The organism is Microcoleus sp. AT8-A3 (assembly GCF_036705675.1).
In the GTDB taxonomy this organism is placed as follows: domain Bacteria; phylum Cyanobacteriota; class Cyanobacteriia; order Cyanobacteriales; family Microcoleaceae; genus Microcoleus.
In genome coordinates this window covers 189,693-214,254 of the sequence record NZ_JAUBVD010000001.1, presented here as the reverse complement: position 1 = coordinate 214,254, position 24,562 = coordinate 189,693, and the positions used below count along the sequence as shown (strand labels likewise).

The 24,562-nt window shown below is 46.9% G+C and carries 17 protein-coding genes; 5 read left to right on the top strand and 12 right to left on the bottom strand.

Annotation, left to right across the window (positions count from 1 at the left end):
• Positions 1 to 120: 120 nt before the first annotated feature.
• Positions 121 to 3,663 carry an EAL domain-containing protein gene (locus QUB51_RS00880; RefSeq protein WP_333259584.1) on the top strand — a complete coding sequence of 1,181 codons (3,543 nt, stop codon included), beginning with the start codon at positions 121 to 123 and terminating at the stop codon, positions 3,661 to 3,663.
• Between the two features lie 198 nt (positions 3,664 to 3,861).
• Here the strand turns inward: QUB51_RS00880 and ilvN are convergent, their stop codons facing one another.
• The 4 genes from ilvN to QUB51_RS00860 form a co-directional block, all read right to left on the bottom strand.
• Entirely contained in the window at positions 3,862 to 4,380 is a 519-nt protein-coding gene (gene ilvN / locus QUB51_RS00875) for an acetolactate synthase small subunit (RefSeq protein WP_333054405.1), read from the bottom strand.
• A 719-nt stretch (positions 4,381 to 5,099) separates the two neighbouring features.
• Positions 5,100 to 5,912 (bottom strand): carbon-nitrogen hydrolase family protein, encoded by an 813-nt coding sequence (locus QUB51_RS00870; protein ID WP_333054406.1) that lies wholly within the window; start codon positions 5,910 to 5,912, stop codon positions 5,100 to 5,102.
• Positions 5,913 to 6,164: 252 nt separating this feature from the next.
• Entirely contained in the window at positions 6,165 to 6,293 is a 129-nt protein-coding gene (gene psaJ, locus QUB51_RS00865) for a photosystem I reaction center subunit IX (protein ID WP_333037175.1), read from the bottom strand.
• Between the two features lie 119 nt (positions 6,294 to 6,412).
• On the bottom strand, positions 6,413 to 6,901 hold the full coding sequence (locus QUB51_RS00860) for a Photosystem I reaction center subunit III (protein ID WP_333037176.1): 489 nt from the start codon (positions 6,899 to 6,901) through the stop codon (positions 6,413 to 6,415).
• 330 nt (positions 6,902 to 7,231) lie between these two features.
• Here QUB51_RS00860 and tsaD point away from each other — a divergent pair, with 330 nt between their 5' ends.
• Together tsaD and QUB51_RS00850 are read left to right on the top strand one after the other, a co-directional pair.
• Entirely contained in the window at positions 7,232 to 8,305 is a 1,074-nt protein-coding gene (gene tsaD, locus QUB51_RS00855; RefSeq protein WP_333054408.1) for a tRNA (adenosine(37)-N6)-threonylcarbamoyltransferase complex transferase subunit TsaD, read from the top strand.
• Positions 8,306 to 8,537: 232 nt separating this feature from the next.
• Entirely contained in the window at positions 8,538 to 9,029 is a 492-nt protein-coding gene (locus QUB51_RS00850; protein WP_333054409.1) for an N-acetyltransferase family protein, read from the top strand.
• A gap of 341 nt (positions 9,030 to 9,370) precedes the next feature.
• On the opposite strand, the gene QUB51_RS00845 is transcribed toward QUB51_RS00850, so the two are convergent.
• Positions 9,371 to 10,111: an HAD family hydrolase gene (locus QUB51_RS00845; protein WP_333054410.1), complete on the bottom strand. Its 741-nt coding sequence runs from the start codon at positions 10,109 to 10,111 to the stop codon at positions 9,371 to 9,373.
• A gap of 1,139 nt (positions 10,112 to 11,250) precedes the next feature.
• On the opposite strand from QUB51_RS00845, the gene QUB51_RS00840 reads away from it, so the two are divergent.
• The gene (locus QUB51_RS00840) at positions 11,251 to 11,883 is read left to right on the top strand and encodes a helix-turn-helix domain-containing protein (RefSeq protein ID WP_333051457.1); all 633 of its coding nucleotides are present in this window, start codon (positions 11,251 to 11,253) and stop codon (positions 11,881 to 11,883) included.
• A complete protein-coding gene (locus tag QUB51_RS00835; protein WP_333051458.1) occupies positions 11,843 to 12,685 on the top strand; it encodes a transposase in 843 nt (280 codons plus the stop codon). The genes QUB51_RS00840 and QUB51_RS00835 overlap by 41 nt, the downstream gene beginning before the upstream one ends.
• Positions 12,686 to 12,698: 13 nt before the next feature.
• Here QUB51_RS00835 and QUB51_RS00830 read toward each other — a convergent pair whose 3' ends face one another.
• The 7 genes from QUB51_RS00830 to QUB51_RS00800 form a co-directional block, all read right to left on the bottom strand.
• Entirely contained in the window at positions 12,699 to 16,913 is a 4,215-nt protein-coding gene (locus tag QUB51_RS00830) for a chemotaxis protein CheB (RefSeq protein WP_333259587.1), read from the bottom strand.
• A gap of 233 nt (positions 16,914 to 17,146) precedes the next feature.
• Entirely contained in the window at positions 17,147 to 18,556 is a 1,410-nt protein-coding gene (locus tag QUB51_RS00825; RefSeq protein ID WP_333051462.1) for an adenylate/guanylate cyclase domain-containing protein, read from the bottom strand.
• A 715-nt stretch (positions 18,557 to 19,271) separates the two neighbouring features.
• Complete coding sequence (locus QUB51_RS00820) at positions 19,272 to 20,387, bottom strand: 30S ribosomal protein S1 (RefSeq protein WP_333051464.1); 1,116 nt, start codon at positions 20,385 to 20,387, stop codon at positions 19,272 to 19,274.
• A 640-nt stretch (positions 20,388 to 21,027) separates the two neighbouring features.
• Positions 21,028 to 21,585, bottom strand: coding sequence for a transcriptional regulator NrdR (gene nrdR, locus QUB51_RS00815; RefSeq protein ID WP_333051824.1), 558 nt, complete (start codon positions 21,583 to 21,585; stop codon positions 21,028 to 21,030).
• Positions 21,586 to 21,779: 194 nt separating this feature from the next.
• A complete protein-coding gene (locus QUB51_RS00810) occupies positions 21,780 to 21,875 on the bottom strand; it encodes a photosystem II reaction center protein T (protein WP_006635641.1) in 96 nt (31 codons plus the stop codon).
• A 418-nt stretch (positions 21,876 to 22,293) separates the two neighbouring features.
• Positions 22,294 to 23,823, bottom strand: a complete 1,530-nt coding sequence (gene psbB / locus QUB51_RS00805) for a photosystem II chlorophyll-binding protein CP47 (protein ID WP_333051466.1) — start codon at positions 23,821 to 23,823, stop codon at positions 22,294 to 22,296.
• Positions 23,824 to 24,021: 198 nt separating this feature from the next.
• A complete protein-coding gene (locus QUB51_RS00800; protein ID WP_039887994.1) occupies positions 24,022 to 24,351 on the bottom strand; it encodes a hypothetical protein in 330 nt (109 codons plus the stop codon).
• Positions 24,352 to 24,562 lie beyond the last annotated feature (211 nt).

The window sequence follows — 24,562 nt, the reverse complement described above, 5'->3', positions numbered from 1 at the left end:
AACCCTGTGAAGCGTCAAGAATCACCGCACCTGATAGTCGGTGAGTATTTCAAGATACTTAGTTATTTTTAAATAGATTGGCTTCAGATAACTACAACAATTTTCGAGCGGTGTTAATCGATGTTCGATCTAAATTTATTTTTTTACTTTGAGATTTTTGCATATCTTCTGGGATTATCGGCGATTTTAGCCTTGGCGTCCGCGATTTATCTTAAGTGGCAGCCAATGCCCCCCCGTCTGCCGCCGGCCGAAGAGCAACGGCAGTTGCCACAATTAAACGATGATTTATCTGCCGGATTGAAAATTCGGAAAAACTTTGTGATTTTTCCCAACTCAAATCGGTTGCCGGCAACTGACAGCTTCTTGGGTAAAGTTTTAGGTATGGGTCGCGCTGTATTCTTGGCTAAGCAACAGCGCCTAAGTGTGAATTATTCGCCTATTCTGGGGCCTGGAAATAGCAAAACGCTAAGTCTGAGCATTGCGGGTTCGATGGGGCAAAATCCCGATCGCCCGAATGCCGAGAATCCTCCCAAAGTTACTGCTTCCGCGCAATTAGAGGAAGATTTACTGGGCGAAATCCTAGCAGGTACTGATTCGCCGGGGGGAGCAGAATTCTTTGATGCCTTAGTTTGCCACTTAGCCTCAGCACTCGGAGTTCGCACCGCCGTCGCTGCCAAATCGATTAAGTCGAAGGCACGCACCGATACTGCTGCCGATAGATTGCAACTTATCAGTTTTTGGAGCGACGGACAGCAGCAGCCAAATTTTGAGTGCGACACTGCCAATACTCCCGAAGCGCGGGTGCTGGAGGAGGGAATGTATTCCTGTCCAGACTACCTCGGGGAAACCTTTCCAGAAGACCGCAGACCGGTAGTTACGGGTGCGCGCAGTTTCCTGGGAGTCTTGCTGAAAAACTCTTACGGCGAACCTTTAGGGATTATTTGTATTTTTCACGATCGACCCCTGGTGGAAGCACATCTTGCCAAATTCCGATTAATTCTCAGTATCTTTGCTGGACGGGCGGCCGCTGAATTAGAGCGGCAGCGCCTAGAAGCAGCACTGTCTACTGTAGAAGCGAAATACTGTGCCCTGGTAGAACAAATGCCCGCTGTCACCTACATTTCTCCCCTCAACCGCAAGGCTGCCAAACTTTACATCAGCCCGCAAATTGAGACTTTTCTAGGTTATTCTGTAGCTGAATGGAGAGCAGATCCCGACCTGTGGCTGAAACTCGTTCACCCAGAAGACCGCGATCGCGTGTTAGTGGAAAACGCCACACAGAAATTCAGCGAGGGAGAAGATATCTTCTGCGAGGGGTCGCTGGTTTCAGAATACCGCGCGATCGCCCGCAACGGTCGAGTCGTCTGGTTCCGCGATCAAGCTACCGCAGTTCGCGATGAAGCAAGCAAGTCTGTCATCCTTCAAGGCGCAATGTTTGACATCACAGAGACTAAAGTAGCTGCCAGCGCGTTGCTAGAAAGCGAATATCGCTATTACACCTTGGCAAAAATACTGCCGGTCGGGATTTTCCGCGCCGATGCTGCTGGAGATTGCTTGTACGTCAATGAGCGATTTTTGGAGATGGCGGGACTGACTGCGCCAAAGGCACTCGGCGAAGGTTGGGCGCAAAGTTTGCATCCCGAAGACCGCGAGCGTGTTTTGAGCCAGTGGTATCGCGCTGTCATAGACAAGTTGCCATGTAAGTTAGAGTACCGCTTTTGCAACGGTGAGTTGACAACCTGGGTATTTTGGCAAGCAGTGCCAGAAATTACCAAAAGCGGGGAAGTTCTAGGCTATCTCGGCACGTTGACCGATATCACCGATCGCAAGCAGGCAGAATTCGCGCTGCAACAGGCCGAAGAGAAATACCGCAGTATTTTTGAAAATGCGATCGAAGGCATTTTCCAGACAACGCCCGACGGACGCTACCTCAGCGCTAACCCTGCTTTGGCGAGAATTTACGGCTATTCCTCGGCCGCCGACTTGATCGCGAACATACGCAACATCGACAGCCAACTCTACCTCGATCCCAACCGCCGTGTCGAGTTTTTGCGCGCGATCGAAAAACACGGTTTTGTGTCTGAGTTCGAGTCCCAAGTTTACCGCGCTGACGGCAGTACTATCTGGGTTTCCGAGAACGGCCGGGCAGTTCGCGATCCTGACGGAAATTTACTTTACTACGAAGGCACTGTCGAAGATATTACCCTCCGCAAAATAGCAGAAGATAAGTTGGTACACGATGCTTTGCACGATATGCTAACCGGTTTGCCCAACCGAGCTTTATTTATGGATCGCTTGGGGCACGCGATCGATCTTTCCAAACGCCGCCCCGAAATTTTGTTTGCGGTGCTGTTTATCGATCTCGATCGCTTTAAGGTTGTTAACGACAGTTTGGGGCATTTAGTGGGCGATCGGTTGCTCATCGCGATCGCGCAGCGCCTGGGAATCTGTTTGCGCGCTGGAGATACCGTTGCGCGTCTTGGTGGCGACGAATTCGCTATTTTGCTGGAAAATATCAAAAGCACCGAGGATGCGATCCAGATTGCCGAACGAGTGCAAGCGGAACTGGCAGAGCCTTTTTACCTTAACGAATATCAAGTTTTTACCAGTGCTAGCATTGGGATTGTTTGTTCTGGTTTGCCTCGATATCCAAGGGAAACTAGCAAACTGTCGAGTCCCGAAAATTTGGGAAATATCGATCGGGAAACTTCTTTGTCTGGCTTATCTTCCGACTCTCCTGTTCCCAATGTCCCGTTCCCAATGTTGTACGATCGGCCTGAAGAACTGCTCCGAGATGCAGATGCGGCCATGTATCATGCTAAGGGATTGGGCAAAGCTCGCCACGAAGTTTTTGACTTAAGTATGCACACTCGCGCCGTCGCCCTTTTGCAACTGGAAAACGACCTGCGACGCGCTTTAGACTCCCAGGAATTTCAGCTTTACTATCAGCCTATCGTCTCTCTTGTTACTGGTAGAATCAGCGGTTTTGAAGCGCTGCTGCGGTGGTATCACCCGCAGCGGGGTGTCGTAGCTCCTGGCGAGTTTATTTTAGTAGCTGAAGAAACTAGATTGATTATACCTATTGGCTGGTGGATGATGCGATCGGCTTGCCATCAGATCCACGAGTGGCACCAAAAATTCCCCGAAAATCCGCCGTTGACTGTCAGCGTCAACCTTTCTAACCAACAATTTAAACAACCGGATTTAATCGATCGCATTCGCGACATTTTACAAGAAACTCAGCTTGACCCCCGCACTTTAAAGGTAGAAATTACTGAAGGCGTCATCATGGAGAATGCCGAATCAGCAGTGGCTATCCTCGCGGAATTGAAAAATTTACAAATTCAATTATATATTGACGATTTCGGCACTGGCTATTCTTCTTTGAGCCGCCTGCACACTTTTCCAACTGATGCTTTAAAAATCGATCGAGCTTTTGTCAGCCGCATGACTGAAGATGAAGGCAACGAAGCGATTGTACAGACTATTTTAATTTTAGCCAGTCATTTAGGCATGGATGTAATTGCTGAAGGCATCGAAACCAGCGAACAGCTTAATTTACTTAGAGCGCTGCAATGCGAATACGGACAAGGATACTTTTTCTCAAAGCCGATAGACAGCATCGCAGCCACACTTTTAATAGAAAGTCAACCCCAATGGTAAGGATCGCGAATTAAATAACTTACAATTTTAATTGTTATTGTGGAAGTTATTTAATTCTCATTCCTAATTAGTCAGGAGTCGTTAGTCATTGGTCATCAGCCATTGGTAATTGGTAGTTGGTAATAAGAAGTCGAAAGTTAAAAGTTAAAACATTCCTTCTGACTAATGACTAATGACTAATGACTAATGACTAATGACTTAAACTTTCGCTTCCAAGGACTTGAGAAACTCAGTATTTACCCCCGACTCGCGCGTCAGGGCAATTTTCCCAGTACGAGCAATTTCCTTAATCCCAAATCTATTCAGCACCTGGACGATCGCCACCATTTTACCGGGATCTCCGACAACTTCCAATGTCAGCGTATCATCACCAATATCCACCACTCGCGCTCTAAAAATTTGAGCTAACTCAATGATCTCCGATCGCGTCCCGCTAGCAGCATTAACTTTCAGCAACATCAACTCCCGTTCCACACAGGGAATTTCCGTTATATCCTGAACTTTAAGCACGTTAATCAACTTGTACAGTTGCTTTGTCAACTGCTCAATAACTTGGTCATCTCCGGGTACAACCATCGTAATCCGAGACACTCCCCCTTGTTCCGCCGGGCCAACGGCCAGACTTTCAATATTAAAACCCCGACGGGCAAACAAACCAGCAATTCGAGTGAGGACACCCGCTTCATCTTCAACTAAAACCGAAAGAGTGTGTTTCATCAGAAAATTGGGTAGAAACCTCGTCCTTTTAGGACGGCTTTATATTACAATATAATTGGTCAACGACCCACCCGAGACGATGGATCAAACAGCCTATACGAGCGAAGTTCAGCCCGAGGTGCTGGCGGCGAAGCAAAATCGGTAGACCGGTTCAAGAGGATAGGGCAATGGTAAACATCCCTAGAATCAAAACGAAGAAGAATTCCGTTTGGTATTCGACACATAAAAACCGCTTTCTCTTGCGGGGTTAGTGCGCGAGAGCGAACATAAGACCAAATCTCTTTTAGGGTGGAGGCAGTTGCGAAGAAGCAGAAATTCAAATCGTGAGGTTTGGGAATCCCCGTCCGCGACGGTCGGGGTGGATGTCAATTCTCCAAAAAGACGCATTTCGTGCAATTCTACTTTCGCCCATTCGCCTGAGACCAGAAATGCACGCCCATTCAACCTGCCTTAGACATTTTATCGCGAGTTACTGGCCGTTCCTTTCCAGGAAAAAACAATATATTAAGCTGTCGGGGCGCCTAGTAACGCCCGATCGACAATATCACTCATAGATCGGCGTAAATCCGCCCCCACCCGCTTATTTTTGTCGATCGCACGCACATGATCTAAGTTTTTTTGTGTACGAACCTACACAATTACTTGAGCGAATAAAAACTTGAAAGGTCGGGCGGCCCACTGGGACTGAAATTTTGAGACCAATTGGTCTCAAAATTCCTTCAGAGAAAAACCCGGTGTTGCAGAGATGGCATCTGGCGGCGGACTTGTTCTAGTCGATCGGGATTAATTTCTGCAATTGCCACACCCGGTTCGTCTCCAGCATCCGCCAAAACGGCACCCCAAGGGTCTACAATCATCGCGTGACCGTGTGTTTGACGGCGGCCGTAGTGGTGTCCAGTCTGTGCAGGTGCGATCGTATAACAAGTATTCTCGATCGCCCTAGCTTGCAACAAAACCTTCCAGTGATCCTTGCCAGTGTAAGCAGTAAACGCCGCCGGCACGAACAAAATATCAGCCCCCTTGTACGACAAATGCCTGTACACCTCCGGGAACCGCACGTCGTAGCACACCGAAAGTCCTAGGGTGCCCAAATCCGGCGACACATAAACAGGGGGCAAATCTTCACCAGCTTTCACAGTGTTCGATTCCCTGTAAGTAATGCCGTCTGGCACATTCACATCAAACAAATGTACTTTTCTGTACCTTGCCACTTCAGTGCCGTTTGGGTCTACCAGCAAACAAGTATTGTATACCTTCCCCCCGGTCGTCGGCACTGGAAATCCGCCGCCCAGAATCGTTACCTGGAACCGCTGGGCCATCGTTTTGAGGAATTTTTCGCTTTGGATGCCGATCGCCTCTGCTGAAGCAATCTTTTCCTCCTCTTCGCCCATAAACGAGAAATTTTCTGGTAAGGAAACTAACTCCGCACCCCGACGCACTGCCAGGTCGATTAATTCCTCTGCCTGAACCAAATTTTTTTGCAGGTCAGGCAAGCTAGTCATTTGAATTGCTGCGGCGAGATAAGACTTCATCGATTCAAAATATTAGTCAATAGTCAATAGTCAATAGTCATTAGTCATTAGTCATTAGCCATTGGGAACTAATTTGATAACTAAATAGTTTAGATCCTTGGGTTTTACCCATCTCGGCGCTGGTTTTGCCCGAACTGGTATGGTTTGAGAGTTTTGATATTTGAGTTTTAAATTAGCCTGTAACTCATCACTCAAAACTCAAAACTCTCAACTTTTTACTCCTAGGTTTTGTAACCTAATTTCCTTCAAATCTTACGGCATCGGATGGAAAAGCAGGTCGGGGAAAAAGCGGTTAAATTCAATTAAAGCCGCAGCTTGAATAGATATCCAAAGGATAGCCAATACTGGTGCTGTCGAAAGAAACTTGACAAAGTATTGCATGAATTCTGCTCCTGAAAATTCCAGACAGTTGGTAATTGCCGATCGGTCTAGCGCGCTAATTGCTATTTTCTAGTTAACTACTTAACTGTTAGCTATTAGCTCTTCTCCATTTCCCAATTTTAGCGGGGGGAAACAGTAATTTCGTCGTCCTTCGCAAACATTTCACCGCTGGTGATTGATGTGAGAGCTGCCAGAGGCCATAAAACGCCGCTCAGCATACATTTGATTGCCAAAGGAACGTCGATAATAATCTCTTTTTCCTCTGGGGTTGCTGATTTCTTGGTAACTTGCAGATAAGAACGGCCCACCCAACCAATCCAACCTGCGATATACAAGAACAGTATGCTAGGAATCAAAAAGTCCCCTGCTTTGCTCAAGTTGCCGTCTACGATTAAGTGCGGGTATCCTTCCGGGCCGCACATAGCTTGAGAATAGCGATCGAATCTTGCTTTCGCAGATGCGGGGTCGCCATTGGTTGAACGTGCATTTTTAGCCAGTTCCTTGAATTCGGGAGAGTCCTTGCACGGCACTAAATTGTAAGCCGAAGCAACTGGAGCAAAACTGATCCAGACACTCAACACTAAAATTGCAGCAAACAATCGTCGCATGGAATTGTTTCCTTTTGTTACAAAACAATAAGTTTTTGTACAAGCATTTCAACTTGCCGATCTGGAATCCAGATTACCGTGTTTGTTGACAGTGTAAAGTATCCATCATTGATGTGGCAAAGTCCAATAGAATGAGGGATTCCCGTTCTCATAGGTCAATGCTGAGCTAGCAATACCGCGAGGATATTCCTTCATTGCATCCGATGATGGTCTTACCTGTCGATCGGGCAAAAATCCCTTAACAATAACCTGAGTACAGGTAGAGCGGGGGACTTGCGCCGAATTAGTTAAGCTAGCAATAACTAACCTATCAAATAAAATTAGCAGTTAATGGCAACCATTTTCGCAATCGAAACAAGTTGTGACGAAACAGCAGCAGCAATTGTTAAGAATCGTCAAGTTTGCAGCAATGTTGTAGCATCGCAAATTAAAATCCACCAGCAGTTTGGCGGGGTAGTACCGGAAGTCGCTTCGCGGAGTCACCTAGAAATGCTCAATCAGGTAATTGCCCAGTGTCTCGGTGAAGCAAACCTGAGTTGGTCAGAAATTGACGGCATTGCAGCGACTTGTGCCCCCGGTTTAGTAGGTGCATTGTTAGTCGGGCTGACAGCGGCGAAAAGCTTGGCAATAGTCCATCAAAAACCTTTTTTAGGCGTCCATCACCTCGAAGGACACATCTACGCTTCTTACCTTACCGAACCCGACTTGCAGCCACCGTTTTTGTGTTTGTTAGTTTCCGGGGGCCACACTAGCTTTATTTACGTCAAAGATTGCGGCGTTTATGAAACAGTAGGACACACACGCGACGACGCCGCAGGCGAAGCTTTTGATAAAGTCGCGAGACTGTTGCAGCTAGGATATCCCGGCGGGCCGCTGATTGACAAATTGGCCGCCCTTGGCAATCCCCAAGCATACCCTCTACCAGAAGGCAGAATTTCCTTGCCCGGTGGTGGCTACCATCCTTACGACAGTAGTTTTAGCGGGTTGAAAACTGCTGTTTTGCAATTAGTGCAGAAACTCAAGAAACAAAATAACAATGTGGGTGAGGAAGGCATCTTGACTGCCTCTACAATTAATGATATTGCGGCCAGCTTTCAGGAAACTGTAGCTAAGGGTTTAACAAAAAGAGCGATCGACTGTGCCGTAAATTTCGGGCTTACCACTATTGTAGTCGGCGGCGGAGTTGCAGCAAACAGCGGACTGCGAAAACACTTACAAGCAGCAGCAGCCAAACACAACTTGCGGGTATTGTTTCCGCCATTAAAATATTGTACAGACAACGCAGCAATGATCGGCTGTGCGGCGGCAGAACACTTGCAGCGAGGACACACATCACCACTCACTTTGGGAGCAAATTCAAGAATGGCTGTCAGCGATATTATGGAACTGTACAAGAGTCATTAGTCATTAGTTGTTAGTCATTAGTTATTAGTCATTAGTTATTAGTCATTAGTTAACAGTCATATCATATCCGATCGAGTGACCGCGATTAAAAGGGCGGGTTTTTGAGATTGTCAATTATTGGCAGATGTTTTTCGTGAACCCGCCCCTACCGTATTAAGGGTAATCGACAGGACATAATATCATTAGTTAACAGTTAACAGTCAACAGTCAACAGTCAACAGTCAACCCAACGATGAAAATCCGATCCGCAAAAGAAAGCGATTTGCCAGCAATTGTCCAAATATATAACGCAGCAATACCGGGCAGAATGGCCACAGCCGATTTAAAACCAGTCTCAGTCGAAAGCCGCCTCCCGTGGTACAGAGAACACTCCCCAAATTCCTGGCCGATTTGGGTAATGGAATCAGAACAAAATATTGTTGGTTGGCTGAGTTTGCAGATTTTCTACGGACGCGCTGCCTATCAGCATACAGCAGAAGTTAGCATCTACGTCGCACCCGATCGCCAACGCTGCGGAATCGGACAAAAATTATTGCAATCGGCAATTGTGCGGAGTCCAGAATTGAAGCTAAAAACTCTCATAGGAATAATTTTTGCTCACAATCAGCCGAGTGTAAGATTGTTTGAGAAATTTGGCTTTCAGCGGTGGGGATATCTGCCGCAAGTTGCCGAACTTGACGGCGTTGAAAGAGATGTCGTAATTCTGGGTTTGCGTTGTCTTTAGGGAAACGGCAATGCCCATTGGTGTCAGCTTAAACTGTCAGTCCGCCCAATCATTCCGTCCGCCCGTCAGTCCGCCAGGGAATGAATTCCCTGTCTAATAGCGAAAGTCCTCTTAAGAGGACTAATGAATCTTAAATTTTTCTTCTCAGTCCTCTTAAGAGGACTTTCGCTTTGAGGCAGGGGTTGAAACCCCTGCCGGAGTATCGGTTGTACGTTAAGTTGTCACCAATGGGCATTGCCGTGTCCTAATTTGGAGGAAACGGCAACACCTTGTCTTGATTTGTAGGGAAACGGCAATGCCGTGTCCTAATTTGGAGGAAACGGCATTGCCGTTTCCCTGGCTCAATCTGGTAAAATTGTAATTTCATCCAAAGATGCGATCGCCACATCAGCATTTTCCAAATGACTAACCTGGGCCTTTCCCCAACAAATCCCGATACAGCCAGCCGCGCCCGCATTTTTACCCATCTGAATATCGCCCGCTGAATCTCCCACCATCAAAGTTGCTGCGGGATTTACTCCGAGTTTCTCACAAGCTTGCAAAAACAATTTCGGGTCTGGTTTATGAAGCGTTGAATCAACTCCCATTTCTAACTGAATGTAGTCAGCTAATGCGTGGTGTTTCACAAACTTCTGCACCGATTCTGTTGTAGCAGCCGAAAGAATTCCCAGTTTTAAACCCGCTTCCGAAAGATATTTCAGCACTTCCAAACTGCCGACAAATAAAGGAGAAACTGCACTATTTTTAAACATTTCGTCAGCTTCATCAAAAGCGCGACGCGCAATAGTTAAAGATTCTAGCCATCCCCTGCCGGTTTCGGCGATGTATCCCGCCGCCACAATCTCATTTTCCCTACGACTACCGACGGCCAGCAAGCCTGTGGGGTCGATGCTGCCACCTTCGATGCCGAAAGCCATTTGTAAAGGCTCTCCAACGCCCGGAATTTGAGCGTCTGCGAGGCGCGATCGCTTAATCCCCAACAATCTCAAAAATTCTTGAGAATCCTCTAGAGTGCCGTCTTTGTCAAAGATTACGGCTTGGATATTCGAGAAGGTAATGCCCCGACATTTAATAGTTACCAAGAATCTGAACTCCGTAATATTTATATCAGGACACAACAATGTTGTGTCCCTACAATATCATGTGCGATCGATTAACCATAATACAATACGCTTGGGTTAGTTTGATACTCCCCACCGATGAATCGGGGGGATTCTTGACGTATTCCATAAAAGAACTTTCAAAGGCGTTATCAAGGCACCTCTACCCACTCAGCTTGAACGAGTCCAAACCTTGCGTATACTTTTAGCTTTTTATACTTTCAGAGTCCATCGCAACGCCAGATAGGTACGCTCAATAATTCACTGTTACTTGTTTGGTCAGGCTACGGTCAAGCCGAGACGAACCAACTCAGGAGTTTCACCTTATTAAATTATTTCAACACGTAGATGGTTATTCTTAATCGATGTAATTAGTGTATCATTTCAATTAAATTTGTGCAATTATTTTAAGGCGACTAAATAAGTCGCAGCCACGTTCCTCCCCATGTCTAAAGCCAGGGGCTTCCCGCTCGTTTTTCGGTGAAAAAAACCGATCGTGCGTAGGTTGGGCCCGTGAAACGGAGGGTGCGCTACGCTCGGAGCCCACCTACAGAAGAGTATTGAACCATAACATGGCGGCCGGGGCGGGTTTTTGAGATTGTCAATTATTGGCAGGTATTGTTGGTGAACCCGCCCCTACGAAAATCGCGCTCGATGACCGGAGATCATATCAGTGGCCGGGGCGGGTTTTTGAGATTGTCAATTATTGGCAGGTATTGTTGGTGAACCCTTCGACTACACTCAGGGCATCGCCCGCCCCTCCAAGAATCACGCTCAATTGACATGATTTCTGTAGGGGCGGGTTCACCCTGATCTTCAACACAAATCCCAAATTCAATAAACCCGCCCCGGCCGGATATTACGATCGATCGACCGGACATGATATCATACAAAATATTTAACTACCAGCCGGGAAGTCCCTCGGTATATTTAGAGGGGATTAATCTGAGCGCTGCGCGAAGTACCCCGAATAAATTACGCCCGCGTGATGAAAGGCTCGTCGGGTGTAGGTACGGAAACCGACAATTAGACATTGCGAGTACCTTTAACTATGATGTACTTCCTAGATATTAAAACAAAAGAAATGGTATATTAAGGTAGGTCGAAAAAAGAAGCTAAAAATGCAACTCACTTACAAATACCGCCTCAAACCAACCAAGCCCCAACTATCAACTATTGTGGCTCATTTAGAACTCTGCCGTCGGCAGTACAACTACCGAATCGGCGAAAGATTTAGGTGGTGGGAAACCACGAGAACACCTATCAACGCCTGCCCATTGATTGTTTCGATAGTCCCTGTTGAGGAGATTTATCGAAATATTCCCTTGACTAGATTGCAAACTAGGGATGGCAGAAAAAAGGATGAGTCAGGCAATCCTCTAACCAGGAAAGGTGATGTTTTCTCAAACATTGAAGGCGGATATGTACAGTGGCAGACGATACAATTAGCTGACCTGAAAAACACTAAAAAACTATTTCCTGACTACAAAGCGTTGGATTCTCAGGTTTTGCAAGATGTCGTCAACAGAGTTGAAACTTCCTTTTCAAATTTCACCACGCCCGATAAAAACGGCAATCGTAGAGGTCAGCCCAGATTCAAAGGGCTTCACTACTACAAATCCTTCACTTATCCTCAACTAGATAACTTAGATATTGTCAAGGACGAGCAAGATAGGATTTGTATTAGTCTCGCCAAAATAGGTAAGCGTGCCTATGGTTTTCCACCGTCCAATACCAACAAAGTTCAAAGTTAAGACGGGTACAGTTATCAGAGAAGCGGATGGGTGGTATATTTCCCTGACGCTAGAAGATAAAACGGTTCCCGTAACGGTTGCAGAAATTCAGCCGACGGTCGAAAATACTGTTGGCATTGATTTGGGAGTCACTAATTACGTCTATCTTTCCAATGGCGAAAGAGTTGAGAATCCTAGATTTTTGAGGAAATCGGCTCAGAAATTAGCAAGGCTTCAAGCGAAGTTAGCTAATAGAGTCAAGGGTTCTCAACCTTGGAAAATAATCAAGGACAAGGTTTCCCAACTCCATCAGTTCGTAGCTAGAGCTAGATTAGATTTTCAATTTAAAACTGCACATGAGCTACTTAGCAAGTGTGAGGTTTTAGTTGTTGAAGATTTGAGCGTCAAAAATCTAACTAGACGTGCCAAGCCCAAGACTGATATTGAGAATGGTAATTTGGTTTATTTGCCTAACGGTCAGTCAGCTAAGAGTGGTTTGAATAAATCCATGCTTGATGCTGCTCACGGGCAATTCGCCAACGTTCTGAAATATGTCGCCTGGAAACTAGGTAAAAGTGTTTTATTTGTTGATCCAAAGGGAACTTCCCAGCACTGTTGGAACTGCCTCAACAAAGTCCCGAAAGAATTATCGGAACGGTGGCATTCTTGTCAATGTGGAGAATCTTTGGATCGAGATGAAAATTCAGCCAAACTCATAAGAAAAATTGGTCTGAGTTACAAAAGTGGCGGGGGAACTCCGTCACTCAAAAAAGCCTTTGAAAAAAAGGAAAAAGAAGCCTGCGGTCTAACTGTACTCAGTTGACCGTCAGGTTCGTTCACAATCGTCCTACTAAATTAGCCACCATTAATCCTAGTACAACCGGCTGAATCGGCTTAACCATATGCCTTTGAAAACCAGCTTCGATCGCCATTTCGCGTTCTTTATCGCTCGCATAGGCAGTCAGCGCCGCGGCTGGGATTTCTCCTCCGGCTTCCGCAGCAAGAGATCGCACTTCTCGAATTAAGAAATACCCATCTTCCTCTGGCATTCCGATATCGGAGATGAGCACATCATATCTGCCCGGATTTTCAGTCAAAGCAGCGATCGCACTTCTGGCAGATGCAACAGCCAAAACCTCCGCCCCGTAGCCTTCAAGCACAAATTGTAAGAAGTCGCGCGTATCTATCTGATCATCTACGGCTAAGATGTGCAAGCCTTCTAGAGAGGGGACGCGATCGCTAGAGGCGTTTAAAGGCCCTACCAAAGCAGTTGACTTTAAATCGATCGCCGATGTCAACTCTTGAGGTAGCGATCGCAACGGCAATCTCACAGTCATTGTAGTTCCTTGTCCCTCACCCGGACTTTCGGCTTGCACCGTTCCCCCGTGCAATTCAACCAGGTGACGCACGATCGATAAACCCAATCCCAGCCCTTGATTGGTCTTAGTGCTGCTGGCATCACCTTGATGGAAACGATCGAAAATATACGGCAAAAATTGTGCCTCAATCCCTTTTCCCGTATCGCTGACTCGAAGTTCAGCATGATTCTCAATCGCCGATAGCATGATTTCCACTCGTCCCCCCGCCGGAGTAAACTTAATCGCATTAGACAGAAGATTCCACACAACTTGCTGCAAGCGATTAATATCTCCTAAAACACTCGTAGAAATCAACTCCGAAACAATTTGAATGTTTTTTGCCTCGGCTGATAATTGAACCCCCTCCAGCGCTGCTTGCACCACTAACCGCAGATCGATCGGACAAATGCACAGTTGAAGCTTGCCGCTGGTAATCCGGGAAATATCCAGGATATCTTCGATTAACTGAGATTGCGCCCTCGCGCTGCGCTCGATCACCTCTAAAGCCTTAGTAACGGCTGGTTCCTTCAGTTCCCCCGAACGCAGAATTTGTGCCCAGCCCAGGATCGGAGTCAAAGGATTGCGTAATTCATGGGAGAGATTCGCCAGAAATTCATCTTTACTACGGTTGGCTGTTTCTGCCTGTTGGCGGGCCAACTGTTCATGCAGTAATAACTGCGATCGTACTGTCTCAAACTGCTTGCGCTGCGTGATATCCTCGATCGACAACAGAATCATTAAAGCTTGGTCTTCTCTTTCAAGTTTACAAGCATTCAGCAGCATGGTTTTGGGCCCGATCTGCTCAAACAGGTGATCCAACTCAAAGTTTTCAAGCTGAACATCACTAACCAGAATATCTTCCAGAATCCATCGCACTTGGGGGATATTCCACTGCCCGTTGCCTAGCTCAAACAGCGAAGATTTTGCTACTTCTGACGGTGAAACCTGAAACATTTCATAGAACGATCGATTTGCTTTATTCACTCGGAAATCAGCATCTAGGACGACTAAAGGCGTTTGCACAGTTTCCACAATGGTTTCAGCATAATTTCGGGCCTCCTCCAAGGTTCTGGCACTGCGTTTAAGAGCATCAATATCGAGCAAAACCATCACCACACCGTCAATCTGGTTTTCCGTTGTCCGGTAAGGACGAATGCGGAGGTTGTACCAATATCCCGATAAAGTTTGAACTTCTTGTTCTTTCGTCTGGAGAGTATCAATCACCTCCAAAATCATCTGTTCCAAGTCAGGAACGTTCAGAGTTGAGCGGATGTCGCTAAAAGGCCGTCCAACATCTGTGGGAATCACACTAAAAATTTGCTGTGCCGTTGGCGTAAAGCGTCGAATCTGTAAATCGTTTGTCAGCATTAAAATAGGGATATTGATACTGGAAAGCAAATTTATCAGATCGTTATTCACCAGGCTTTGTTCAGTATTGCGGCTGCGAAGTTCATCGTTAGTGGTAGTGAGTTCCTCGTTAGTGGCTTGAATCTCTTCTTTGGCAGTCTCTAACTCCTCATTCGTGCTTTGCAACTCCTCGTTGCTGGATAGGATTTCTTCGTTGGCAATTTTGAGGTCTTGGTTGAGACTTTCCTGATCCTGGATCACCGCTTGCAGTTGAGATTGAGCCGCAGTTTTTTCTTGGTTAGCCGCTGCAACTTGCTGGCTCAGCAGCTCAATTTCGCGCACTAAATCAGCTTGCTCGAAGCTTTCAGAAGGGAGAGTGCTGAAGTTAAGCACGGGGGGTGCAGCCTCTTCAAATACCACCAAAAAGTAGCGTCCTTCGACCGCCGGTGGCCCGAAGGGAATCACCTCAAAATTGACGATACTCGATCGTCCGCCCGATTCAAGCAATACCCTTTCTTTCCTAATGGTTACGTTCTGCGTTTGTGCCTGATAAATCGCGGTGCGAAGCTCAACCAGCAAGCCTGCCCTTGCCATTGCCAGCAAGTTTAAGTCGGGCGTTCCGGCTACCACTCTCAAGTAAGGATCGATGTCTCCCCGCACTTGCAGGATTTTCATCTGCTCGTTGACAACCACACTGGCTGGGGCATATCGATTTAAAATCAGTTGGTCAGTTTCTTGTTGTAAATCCAAGCTATTCGTAAAATTGTTTTTCACTTCCTCCCGTTCACGTGCTTTAGCGACGGGATAGGAACTCGGCGTAAACGAAAAATGGGGACGAGTCGCAGTCAACTTTTTGGCATAAATTTTAGACTTTTTATCCACTGAAGTAAACAAGTAGGAAAATTCTCCGGTACTCTCAGAAGTGCCTAACAGGAGAAAGCCCGTTGGCTTAAGACTGTAATGGAAAATCGGCATCACTTTTTTTTGCAATGACTCTCCCAAGTAGATCAGCACATTGCGACAGCTAACTAAATCGATATTGGAAAAAGGCGGGTCACTGCCTAAGTCTTGTCGGGCAAATACACAAAGTTCGCGGACTGCCTTGCTGATTCTATAGCTACCTCTTGCTTCGGCAATAAAGAAGCGAGTACGTCGTTCTGGTGAAACATCTACCATCTGGTTTTCTGAGTAGACGCCACACCTCGCTTTGTTGATAGCGTGTTCGCCAATGTCCGTGGCAAAAATCTGGATCGGTGGCTGAATGGCTCGATCGCCCAAAAACTCTAACAAGCAAATGGCGATCGAATAAACTTCTTCACCTGTCGAACATCCTGCCACCCAAATCCGAATCGGAGTTTCGGCCGATTTATTTTGGGTAATCGTGGGGAAAACCAGTTCTTTTAACTTTTCAAAGGCTTCGGGGTCACGGAAGAAACTGGTAACGTGGATCAGGATTTCTTCATACAGGGCTGTGACTTCAGCCGAATTGTGTCGAAGATGTTGGGCGTAATCATTCAAGCTTTCCAGCTTGTACAACACCATCCGTCGCTGGATGCGTCGAGCGATCGTCCTGGGTTTGTACTGGCTAAAATCAACGCCTGTGGTGGATTTCAGCAGCGCAAAAATAGTAGCCAGGGCATCTCCCTGTTCGGGCGATTCCTCAACTTTTGTCATGGCAAGCGGGCCAGTGAGAAGGGGATTGTGACTATAGTTTGCCAGTTCCTCGGCAATTTTTTCCGGTGGCAGAACGAAATCGACATTGCCTGTCGCAACAGCGGTATTCGGCATACTATCGACTTTTGCTGTGCCTTGACATTGAGCAAAAGTCATGCCTCCGGCTGCTTTGATTGCCTTGAGCCCGAGTGAACCGTCTCCGTCTCCCCCGGATAAAACTACGGCGATTGCTTTGTGCCCGCGATCGATCGCCAATGAGGTAAAAAACGCATCTCCCGGCATATATTTGCCATAAACCTTCTCGCGCGGTGATAGTTGCAGGACGCCTTTAGATAGCACCATCTTGGTGTTAGGCGGAATAACGTAGACTTGATTGGGTTCTACAGCTACGCCGTCTTTTACCTCATTCACAGGCATTTGGGTGGTTCTCGCGAGAATCTCGCTAAGCAGACTTTTGTGATTGGGATCTAAATGCTGAATCAGCACAAACGCCATACCCGTATCGGCCGGTAAATGGCTGAGTAACTGCGTGAATGCTTCCAACCCTCCTGCTGAGGCGGCAATTCCAACAATGGGAAAGGGGGCATCGGTTTCGGTTAATTGTTCGCTGTCGAGGGCGGCTGGTGCGATGGCTTCGGGTGTATTTTCTGGAGATAATTGAGGAGAAGTCATGCTATGAAGTCGAGGACTTCAGCTATTCAGCAACCTACAGTTCTCGCAAGATGCTGCTGAAGAACCCGTACTATACTTAAGTATACCTTAAGTTATGGGTATTATGCAACTCATTTAATGAGTAAGTATACTGTTGGAGCCATGATCTGAGCGCTCTCGAACAACTCTATCTGCTGTTGGGGCGATCGTAACGAGAGGCTGGCAATAACCAAGTAGTATATCTGCTTGCCTACTTAGCTTTTTTCACCGACAAGTGTAGCAGACAGCGGGATTACTGATTCCGTATTAATTCTAGCAGTATAAGCGACTTGTGCGCCTTGTATTCCTTTTAAATCTTCTACTCGTTTTTGAATTTCGGAGACTCCAGCAGCTTTTAATGCTGTTAAAAATGCTTCGTCGCTGTAAACATCTTCGGAAAATGAAACTTCGTCACTTTTAGAAAGATTTTGAATGCGGGCGGCTTTGTTGACTGTAGAGCCAAAATAGTCGATCGAATTATTAAGATTTACCAGCAAAGCCGTACCTCGGTGAATGCCAATCCTGACTTGAATCCACTCTGCTTGTTGGCGAGTTGAATTGTATTTCCTGAAACTAGCCACAGCATCGGTGGCTGTCATAATTGCTTGTTCGTTGCTGATAAAAGAAGCCATGACGGCATCGCCGATGGTTTTAATGACTTTTCCGCCAAATTTCTCGATCGACTCAAAGAAAATTTCAAAATGATCGCGCACAATATTGTAAGCTTTGGTATCTCCCAGTGTTTCGTACATTCTGGTAGAACCGGTAATATCAGTAAACATAATAGTAATCGCCCGAATCTTGACTCGCTCTCTTTCCGAGATTACTCGATCGCCGAACAAACGCTTATAATCCGGGTGATGAAGCAGTTGCATTCCTGACAGCCGCAGGGGCAGTTGTTCTACTGTCAATTCATCGGGCAATTCATCTGAATGCAAAATCAGCCCCGACAAATTGTGTTCGCTATTAGTTAATTCTATCTTGAGTTTTCCCGGACGCACGGCAAGCTCTTTTTTATCGAAATCTGGGCCGGCCAACTGCTGGAGTTGAATTTCTTGTATCTCTTCTGTTTCTTCGCCTTCCACCTTTAAAATCCCTTTAGCTAAAGTCAGGGGACAGCAGTAGCGATATCGACCTTTTTCTAAGCTAACTATCTCGGATTCGGTGCAGTATAAAGGTGTTACCAGTTGCAGTTTGCTCTGGAGTACGGGAGGGGGAGCGCAGACGGGCCGCAGTTGCGGGTCTTCGATTTCTTTGTTCAGGGAAAAAGTGACTTCCACGCGATCGAGCAAATCAATGTTGAACTCGCGCTCGCACATCGGGCAAAAAGACATTTCTGATGTGTCTGCCAAATCCTTAAATTCTTCTGTAATCATGTTGCAGTGCGGGCAGTGAATATCCCAGTGCAAGTCGAAGACACCGGCTTTTACTCCGTGCAGAAATTCGGAAGTAATTTTTTTAACATTCTTGACTGTATCGCCTGCTACGTAGTAAGGATTAATTCTCAATCTCTGCAAAATGTGGGAACCGATTAACCAGTTTTCGATTTGGTCGATCGTTCCTTTGCTCGAATTGGGACGTTTTTTGAGCTGTTCTAATTTTTCTTTTAATAGTCCGATTTTCATGATTCACTTGCCTTTGAGCCTCATGGCAAGAAATTTCTAAGTATTCTTTTGTGTAATTTGCTTGTCTAGTGTGTTTTTGCCTGAGAATGCTGATGAGTTGGGGAGCATCTCATATTTGTAAAAACACTTCTTCTGGCTCCTTCCTTCTTCCTCTTCTCTCTTCTCTCCTGCCTCCTGCCTCCTGCCTCCTGCCTCAAAACTCCAATTTCTAGCGGAGGCCTGCTTTCATTGAGATGCTCCCGATGAGTTGGCACTTGTGCGGATGTCCCTGATGTTTGTAAATCTTAACAAATTAGCAGCGTAAAGGCTAGGTTTATTTAGGCAGATCGATCGCGCTGTCACTTGTTTTAATTCCAAGTGCGATCGCTGCATCTGCCTGCAGGAACATATTAAATTGTTGGTAATTGGTAATTGCTAATTGGTAATTGCTAATTGTCAACCACTAAGTAGGGAGACAGCAATGCCCATAGGTGTCAACTTAAGCTGTTAGCTCGCCAAGTTCGTTAGTCATCCCGTCAGTCCGCCAGGGGTTTCAACCCTTGCCGGACTATGGGTTTAACGTTAAGTTGACACCTATGGGCAATTCCGTTTCCCTACAAATGCCCGCGTACTTTTCAGAATTGATATTAATTGGTAATTAATGATTGGTAATTGGGACGTTTAAGGCAAAAAAAAAGAGGGAATTTTCCCTCTTTTAATCACACTAACTGTGATCTTATTCTTCCGTCGCAGGAGGGATTTCTTCCTCTACATCTAATACTGCTTCGGGTGCTGCTTCGGGTGCTGCTTCGGGTGCTGCTTCGGGTGCTACTTCGGGTGCTACTTCCGGCAGATCCTCTTCCATTGCTGAGGGCACATCTTCGAGTTCGTCGGAGAAGTCATCATCAGCATCAGTTGAGTCTACAGGAATGTCTATGCCTGCTTTAGCTTGCTTTTGAGCCAGCATTTTCTCGCGGAACTTAGCTGCCATTTCCTCAGCTTTTTCGTATACCAATTCGCGATTTTTGACCATCGCGCCCGGTTCCGGTTCCAACTGCTTGGTGGAGAGAGAAATCCGGCCCCTCTCGGCATCCAAGTCAATGATCATCACTTTCACTTCGTCGTTGACATTGAAGACGCTATGAGGCGTATCGATGTGATCGTGTGAAATTTCCGAGATGTGCAGCAAGCCGCTGACGCCGCCGATGTCGATAAAGGCACCGTAAGGCTTGATACCGCGTACTGTACCGATGACGACTTCCCCGACTTCGAGGCGGTTCATCTTGCGCTCAACTAAGGCGCGGCGGTGACTCAACACTAGGCGGTTGCGGTCTTCGTCTACCTCTAAGAATTTTAATGGTAATTCTTCGGCGACTAATTCTTCCTTCGGTTTGCGGGTACTGATGTGAGAACCGGGAATAAAGCCTCGCAAGCCTTCTATTCTCACGAGTGCGCCGCCGCGGTTGGTGGCAAATACTTGCGATCGTACTGTGGCATCTTCTGCTTGCAGTTGTCGCACTCTTTCCCACGCCCGCATATACTCGATGCGCCGGATGGACAGGGTTAATTGTCCGTCTTCATTTTCATCGGTTAGAATGAAAAATTCTCTGGTTTCGTTTGATTGCAATACCTCTTCAGGGCTTTCCACTCTATTGATGGACATTTCCTGAATGGGAATGTACGCTGCTGTTTTAGCACCGATATCAATCAGAGCGCCCCTGGGTTCTATACTAAAAACTGTACCCGCTACTACATCGCCCGGGCTAAAGTGATAGTCATATTTATCAAGTAGGGCTGCAAAATCTTCGTGAGTAAAGCCGATGTCTTTGACTGTGGTTTTGAGATTGACCATGCGAATAGTTTCCTAGGATTTCTCTCCTTCATGTTTTTCGTTTGTGCCGGCAGATATTCGAGATTTTGGTGAAAAAGCGATTAACTTTTTTCAAAATCTTTTACTAAAGTCAGTTTTCGCTAACTTTTGCCAGGTGCAACTGCACACCAGCGCTTGCCATTACTGTTACTCCATACTCTGTGTTAAAACGTTGAATCTTAACATTCCGAGTCAAGTAGACTATTTTGACACTCTCAGGTATAAATAAACTGAGATTCTTCGTTCAACGAGCCGACTTGCTGGCGACAGGATTACTCCAGTCTAAGTAGAGGTCGGTTTCTCCAGAAGCGTAAATTTCGGTATGTCCTACCGTATTTAATTAGTCACCGAGCTTTAGTTAGGTTTTGTTCAAATGCGAGCTTTCCTAAACTGCAACACCGTTAGGTGTGACTACGCACTCAACTAATCCAGTTAAGTTTTTACGTTGTCTAGTTATACTCTATTTTAGACCGATGACGATCATATCACACCCAGCACTGTTACTGAGAAAAAAGAACACTCGCTCGAATGAGAGTCCCTTGAGTCGCTATTCCTCCGGGCCTTCATCGGGACACGGTTTTCAATCTCAAGCGAATATTTCTCTAAATTAATTTAAGCGAGCTTAGCTGGGAGTTGCACAGGATGCTGGGCTTTCTCGATCGACTGCTTCGGAATCCGGCAAATCTGCGTCAAAATTTGTCCCTGTTTCTGTATCTTCAGCTTCGTTGAGGGGATTCTGAAGGTGATTTAGGGTATCTACAAAATCTCGGATGCCTCGAAATTGCCGATATACCGAGGCAAAACGGACATAAGCGACTTCGCTGAGGGGTCGCAGGTGCAACAGCACCAGTTCCCCTATTTCTGAACTGGCGATTTCTCGGAGCGATCGACCTTGAAGTTGTGCCTCGATTTCTTCTGCCAGAGTTTCGAGATGCCCGGAAGACAAACCGGTTTTTTCGCAGGCCCGAATCAATCCCCGAACTAATTTTGACCTGTCAAAAGATTCGCGCTTGCCGTCCCGCTTGATCACCGTAATCGGCACAAATTCTATGCGTTCGTAGGTTGTGAAGCGGTGCTGGCAGTTCAAACACTCACGCCGCCGACGGATGCTTTGACCTGATTCGGCTGAACGCGATTCTAGAACGCGGCTATTTGTGTGTTGGCAGGAGGAACAGCGCATGATTGCTGATTTTAACAGGCATTGCCAGCAAATTGCCATTCATCTAACCGCTTGGGGTCTGATGAATGGCTGGACTAGAAAAATCACTTAGCACACAGCGGTGAAAGAGTCCCGCACCAAATTAGATCGCTATGATGCGGGCTAACCGCAGTCCGGTTCAGGATATTTTGGACTTACCGCAGGCGTATAGCTAATTATTTGCCAATCCGGGGAGGTTCCCGAAATGCGATCGCAAAAAATAGTACGCCTATGGCTAAAGCCAGAATCAAAATGTAAGCAACACTTTCCATGTTAAATTTTCCCTATCTTCCCTTGCCGTATTATTTTATCGTGAACAAACCTGACGGTCAACTGAGTACAGTTAGACCGCAGGCTTCTTTTTCCTTTTTTTCAAAGGCTTTTTATAGTGAGGTAGTTCCACCCCCACTTGCTAATATAGTATCAGAGTATTTCCCGATCATCTTGGGGTTTAAAAGAATAATTGTCGGTTTCGGTACCAAAACCCAACAAACCTTTCATCCCAAGGAGTAATTCCCAACGAGGTACGGGGCCGAGCGCTCAGATTAATCCCCTCTAAATATACGTTCGGGACTTCCCGGCTGGTAGTTAATTGCTGGTTTTATTATTAACTAAAAAAACCCGGTTTCTTGAAGAAACCGGGTTTTTTACACCGGGGATGTTTCCCGGCTAGCCAGAGGCTGGCAAAATTTAGAGAGGTTCTTGTCTTCTGGTGGTCACGTCGCCCAGTTTTTGGAACAGGCCCCACTCGACTTGTTCTTCCAAGTCAGCCTCAACTCCAGCAAACACGTCGCGGAAAATAGTCCGAGAACCGTGCCAGATATGGCCGAAGAAGAATAGCAAAGCAAAGCAAACGTGTCCGAAAGTGAACCAACCGCGAGTCGAAGTGCGGAAAACGCCGTCAGAATTCAAGGTTTCGCGATCGAATTCAAACACTTCACCCTTTTGAGCAGCGCGAGCAAACTTCTTAACATCTAGAGGATTATTAAAGGTTTGACCGTTAAGTTCACCACCGTAGAAGCTGACGGTAACTCCGCTTTGTTCAAAGCTGTATTTTGATTCAGCACGGCGGAAGGGGATGTCAGCGCGAACGACCCCATCTTTGTCCGTCAAAATTACTGGGAAAGTTTCAAAGAAGTTGGGGAGGCGGCGAACCGACAATACCCGACCTTCGCTGTCAGTAAATACTGGATGGCCCAGCCAAGATTTAGCAATACCGTCGCCATTGACCATCGCGCCGGCCCGGAACAAACCGCCTTTAGCAGGAGAGTTGCCCACGTAGTCGTAGAAAGCCAATTTTTCGGGAATTTGTTCGTAAGCGGATTGGAAGCTAGCGCCACCGGCCAAGCTAGCTTGAGCTCTGCGATCGATTTCTTGTTGGAAATAGCCGCTGTCCCACTGATAGCGAGTCGGGCCAAAAAGTTCGATCGGAGTTGCAGCAGAACCGTACCACATCGTACCCGCAACCACAAAGGCTGCGAAGAACACGGCAGCGATACTGCTAGAAAGTACAGTTTCGATATTCCCCATCCGCAGGGCTTTGTAAAGACGTTCCGGCGGCCGCACTGTCAAGTGGAACAAACCGGCAATTACGCCGACTACGCCCGCTGCAATGTGGTGAGCCACGATGCCGCCCGGATTGAACGGATCGAAGCCTTCAGGGCCCCAAGCAGGCGCCACTGGCTGGACGTGACCGGTCAGGCCGTAGGGGTCGGACACCCACATTCCGGGGCCAAAAAGTCCCGAAAGGTGAAATGCGCCGAAGCCGAAGCAGAGCAAGCCGGAGAGGAACAGGTGAATGCCAAACATTTTTGGCAAGTCGAGGGCTGGTTCACCGGTGCGAGGGTCTCTGAAAAGTTCTAAGTCCCAAAATACCCAGTGCCAAACTGCTGCTAAGAACAGCAGGCCAGAGAGGACGATGTGAGCGATTGCGACGCCTTCAAAGGACCAGAAGCCCGGATCGACGTTACCTTCGCCAGTGATGCTCCAACCGCCCCAAGAACCCGTAACTCCCAAGCGAGTCATGAAGGGCAACACGAACATCCCTTGACGCCACATTGGGTTCAGAACTGGGTCTGTGGGGTCAAAAACTGCTAGTTCATAAAGGGCCATTGAGCCGGCCCAACCTGCCACGAGGGCTGTGTGCATTAAGTGTACAGAAATCAATCGGCCTGGGTCATTTAAGACGACTGTGTGTACGCGATACCAGGGTAGTCCCATTGACTGCGGTTCTCCAAGGTGTAAGTGATGATGTCTATTTTTACGGAAAAATCAGATTCTCAATCCCCAGCAGTTACCTGCAGGGTTTAAACTCTGCCTTTTGCCGACTGCCATCTACCTTCAAAGGTGGAGGCATAAAAATGAAAGTTATTTAAAGAAGTGTATCGAGTGTTAGAACCGATTGCAATATGTTGAGCATTACATTAGTTGCGGGTTGCCCATTTCGCAGCGGGCGGCGATCGTCCCGAGGCGTTCGAGGACTTGCTCGGCATCGATCAGTCTGGTGAGGGTGACGTTGCCGATATTTTTGGCGGGATCGGCGGGATCGGGACGGACTGCGGGTTGGACTTCTACCATGAGTACGGCGTCTTCTACGCGGTAGAGCCACATTTTTTCGTTGCGATCGGAAAGACAGAGGTTGAGCTGTTGGATGTCCGGCGCCCGCCTCCAGGCGGCGTGACTCCACTCGCCGCCGACGCCCCAAACGCGCCCAACTTTCCAGCCGTCGGATAAGAAGAAGTATTTCACTTGTGTACGCTTGTTGAGATTTTTTTGTCTAACATAACGCAAAACTGGAAAAGTACGGAATTGTTGAACCGCGAAGACGCCAAGGACGCGAAGGAAGAGGAGAGAAGATGTAGGTAATCTGCAAGCTGTTGGGTAAATCTACAGAATTGTCCGATAAGTTTCGGTCTGGTCGATCGGTAAAATATCCAATCTTAGATTTTTCAAGTCGAGT

What these genes read in the sequence shown, in the direction of transcription:
- nrdR (WP_333051824.1), bottom strand. Translation starts at nt 21,585, where the DNA reads ATGCGCTGTTCCTCCTGCCAACACACAAATAGCCGCGTTCTAGAATCG.
- QUB51_RS00880 (WP_333259584.1), top strand. Translation starts at nt 121, where the DNA reads ATGTTCGATCTAAATTTATTTTTTTACTTTGAGATTTTTGCATATCTT.
- QUB51_RS00850 (WP_333054409.1), top strand. Translation starts at nt 8,538, where the DNA reads ATGAAAATCCGATCCGCAAAAGAAAGCGATTTGCCAGCAATTGTCCAA.
- QUB51_RS00860 (WP_333037176.1), bottom strand. Translation starts at nt 6,901, where the DNA reads ATGCGACGATTGTTTGCTGCAATTTTAGTGTTGAGTGTCTGGATCAGT.
- psbB (WP_333051466.1), bottom strand. Translation starts at nt 23,823, where the DNA reads ATGGGACTACCCTGGTATCGCGTACACACAGTCGTCTTAAATGACCCA.
- QUB51_RS00870 (WP_333054406.1), bottom strand. Translation starts at nt 5,912, where the DNA reads ATGAAGTCTTATCTCGCCGCAGCAATTCAAATGACTAGCTTGCCTGAC.
- QUB51_RS00830 (WP_333259587.1), bottom strand. Translation starts at nt 16,913, where the DNA reads ATGACTTCTCCTCAATTATCTCCAGAAAATACACCCGAAGCCATCGCA.
- QUB51_RS00810 (WP_006635641.1), bottom strand. Translation starts at nt 21,875, where the DNA reads ATGGAAAGTGTTGCTTACATTTTGATTCTGGCTTTAGCCATAGGCGTA.
- ilvN (WP_333054405.1), bottom strand. Translation starts at nt 4,380, where the DNA reads ATGAAACACACTCTTTCGGTTTTAGTTGAAGATGAAGCGGGTGTCCTC.
- QUB51_RS00835 (WP_333051458.1), top strand. Translation starts at nt 11,843, where the DNA reads ATGGTTTTCCACCGTCCAATACCAACAAAGTTCAAAGTTAAGACGGGT.
- QUB51_RS00825 (WP_333051462.1), bottom strand. Translation starts at nt 18,556, where the DNA reads ATGAAAATCGGACTATTAAAAGAAAAATTAGAACAGCTCAAAAAACGT.
- QUB51_RS00840 (WP_333051457.1), top strand. Translation starts at nt 11,251, where the DNA reads ATGCAACTCACTTACAAATACCGCCTCAAACCAACCAAGCCCCAACTA.
- tsaD (WP_333054408.1), top strand. Translation starts at nt 7,232, where the DNA reads ATGGCAACCATTTTCGCAATCGAAACAAGTTGTGACGAAACAGCAGCA.
- psaJ (WP_333037175.1), bottom strand. Translation starts at nt 6,293, where the DNA reads ATGCAATACTTTGTCAAGTTTCTTTCGACAGCACCAGTATTGGCTATC.
- QUB51_RS00820 (WP_333051464.1), bottom strand. Translation starts at nt 20,387, where the DNA reads ATGGTCAATCTCAAAACCACAGTCAAAGACATCGGCTTTACTCACGAA.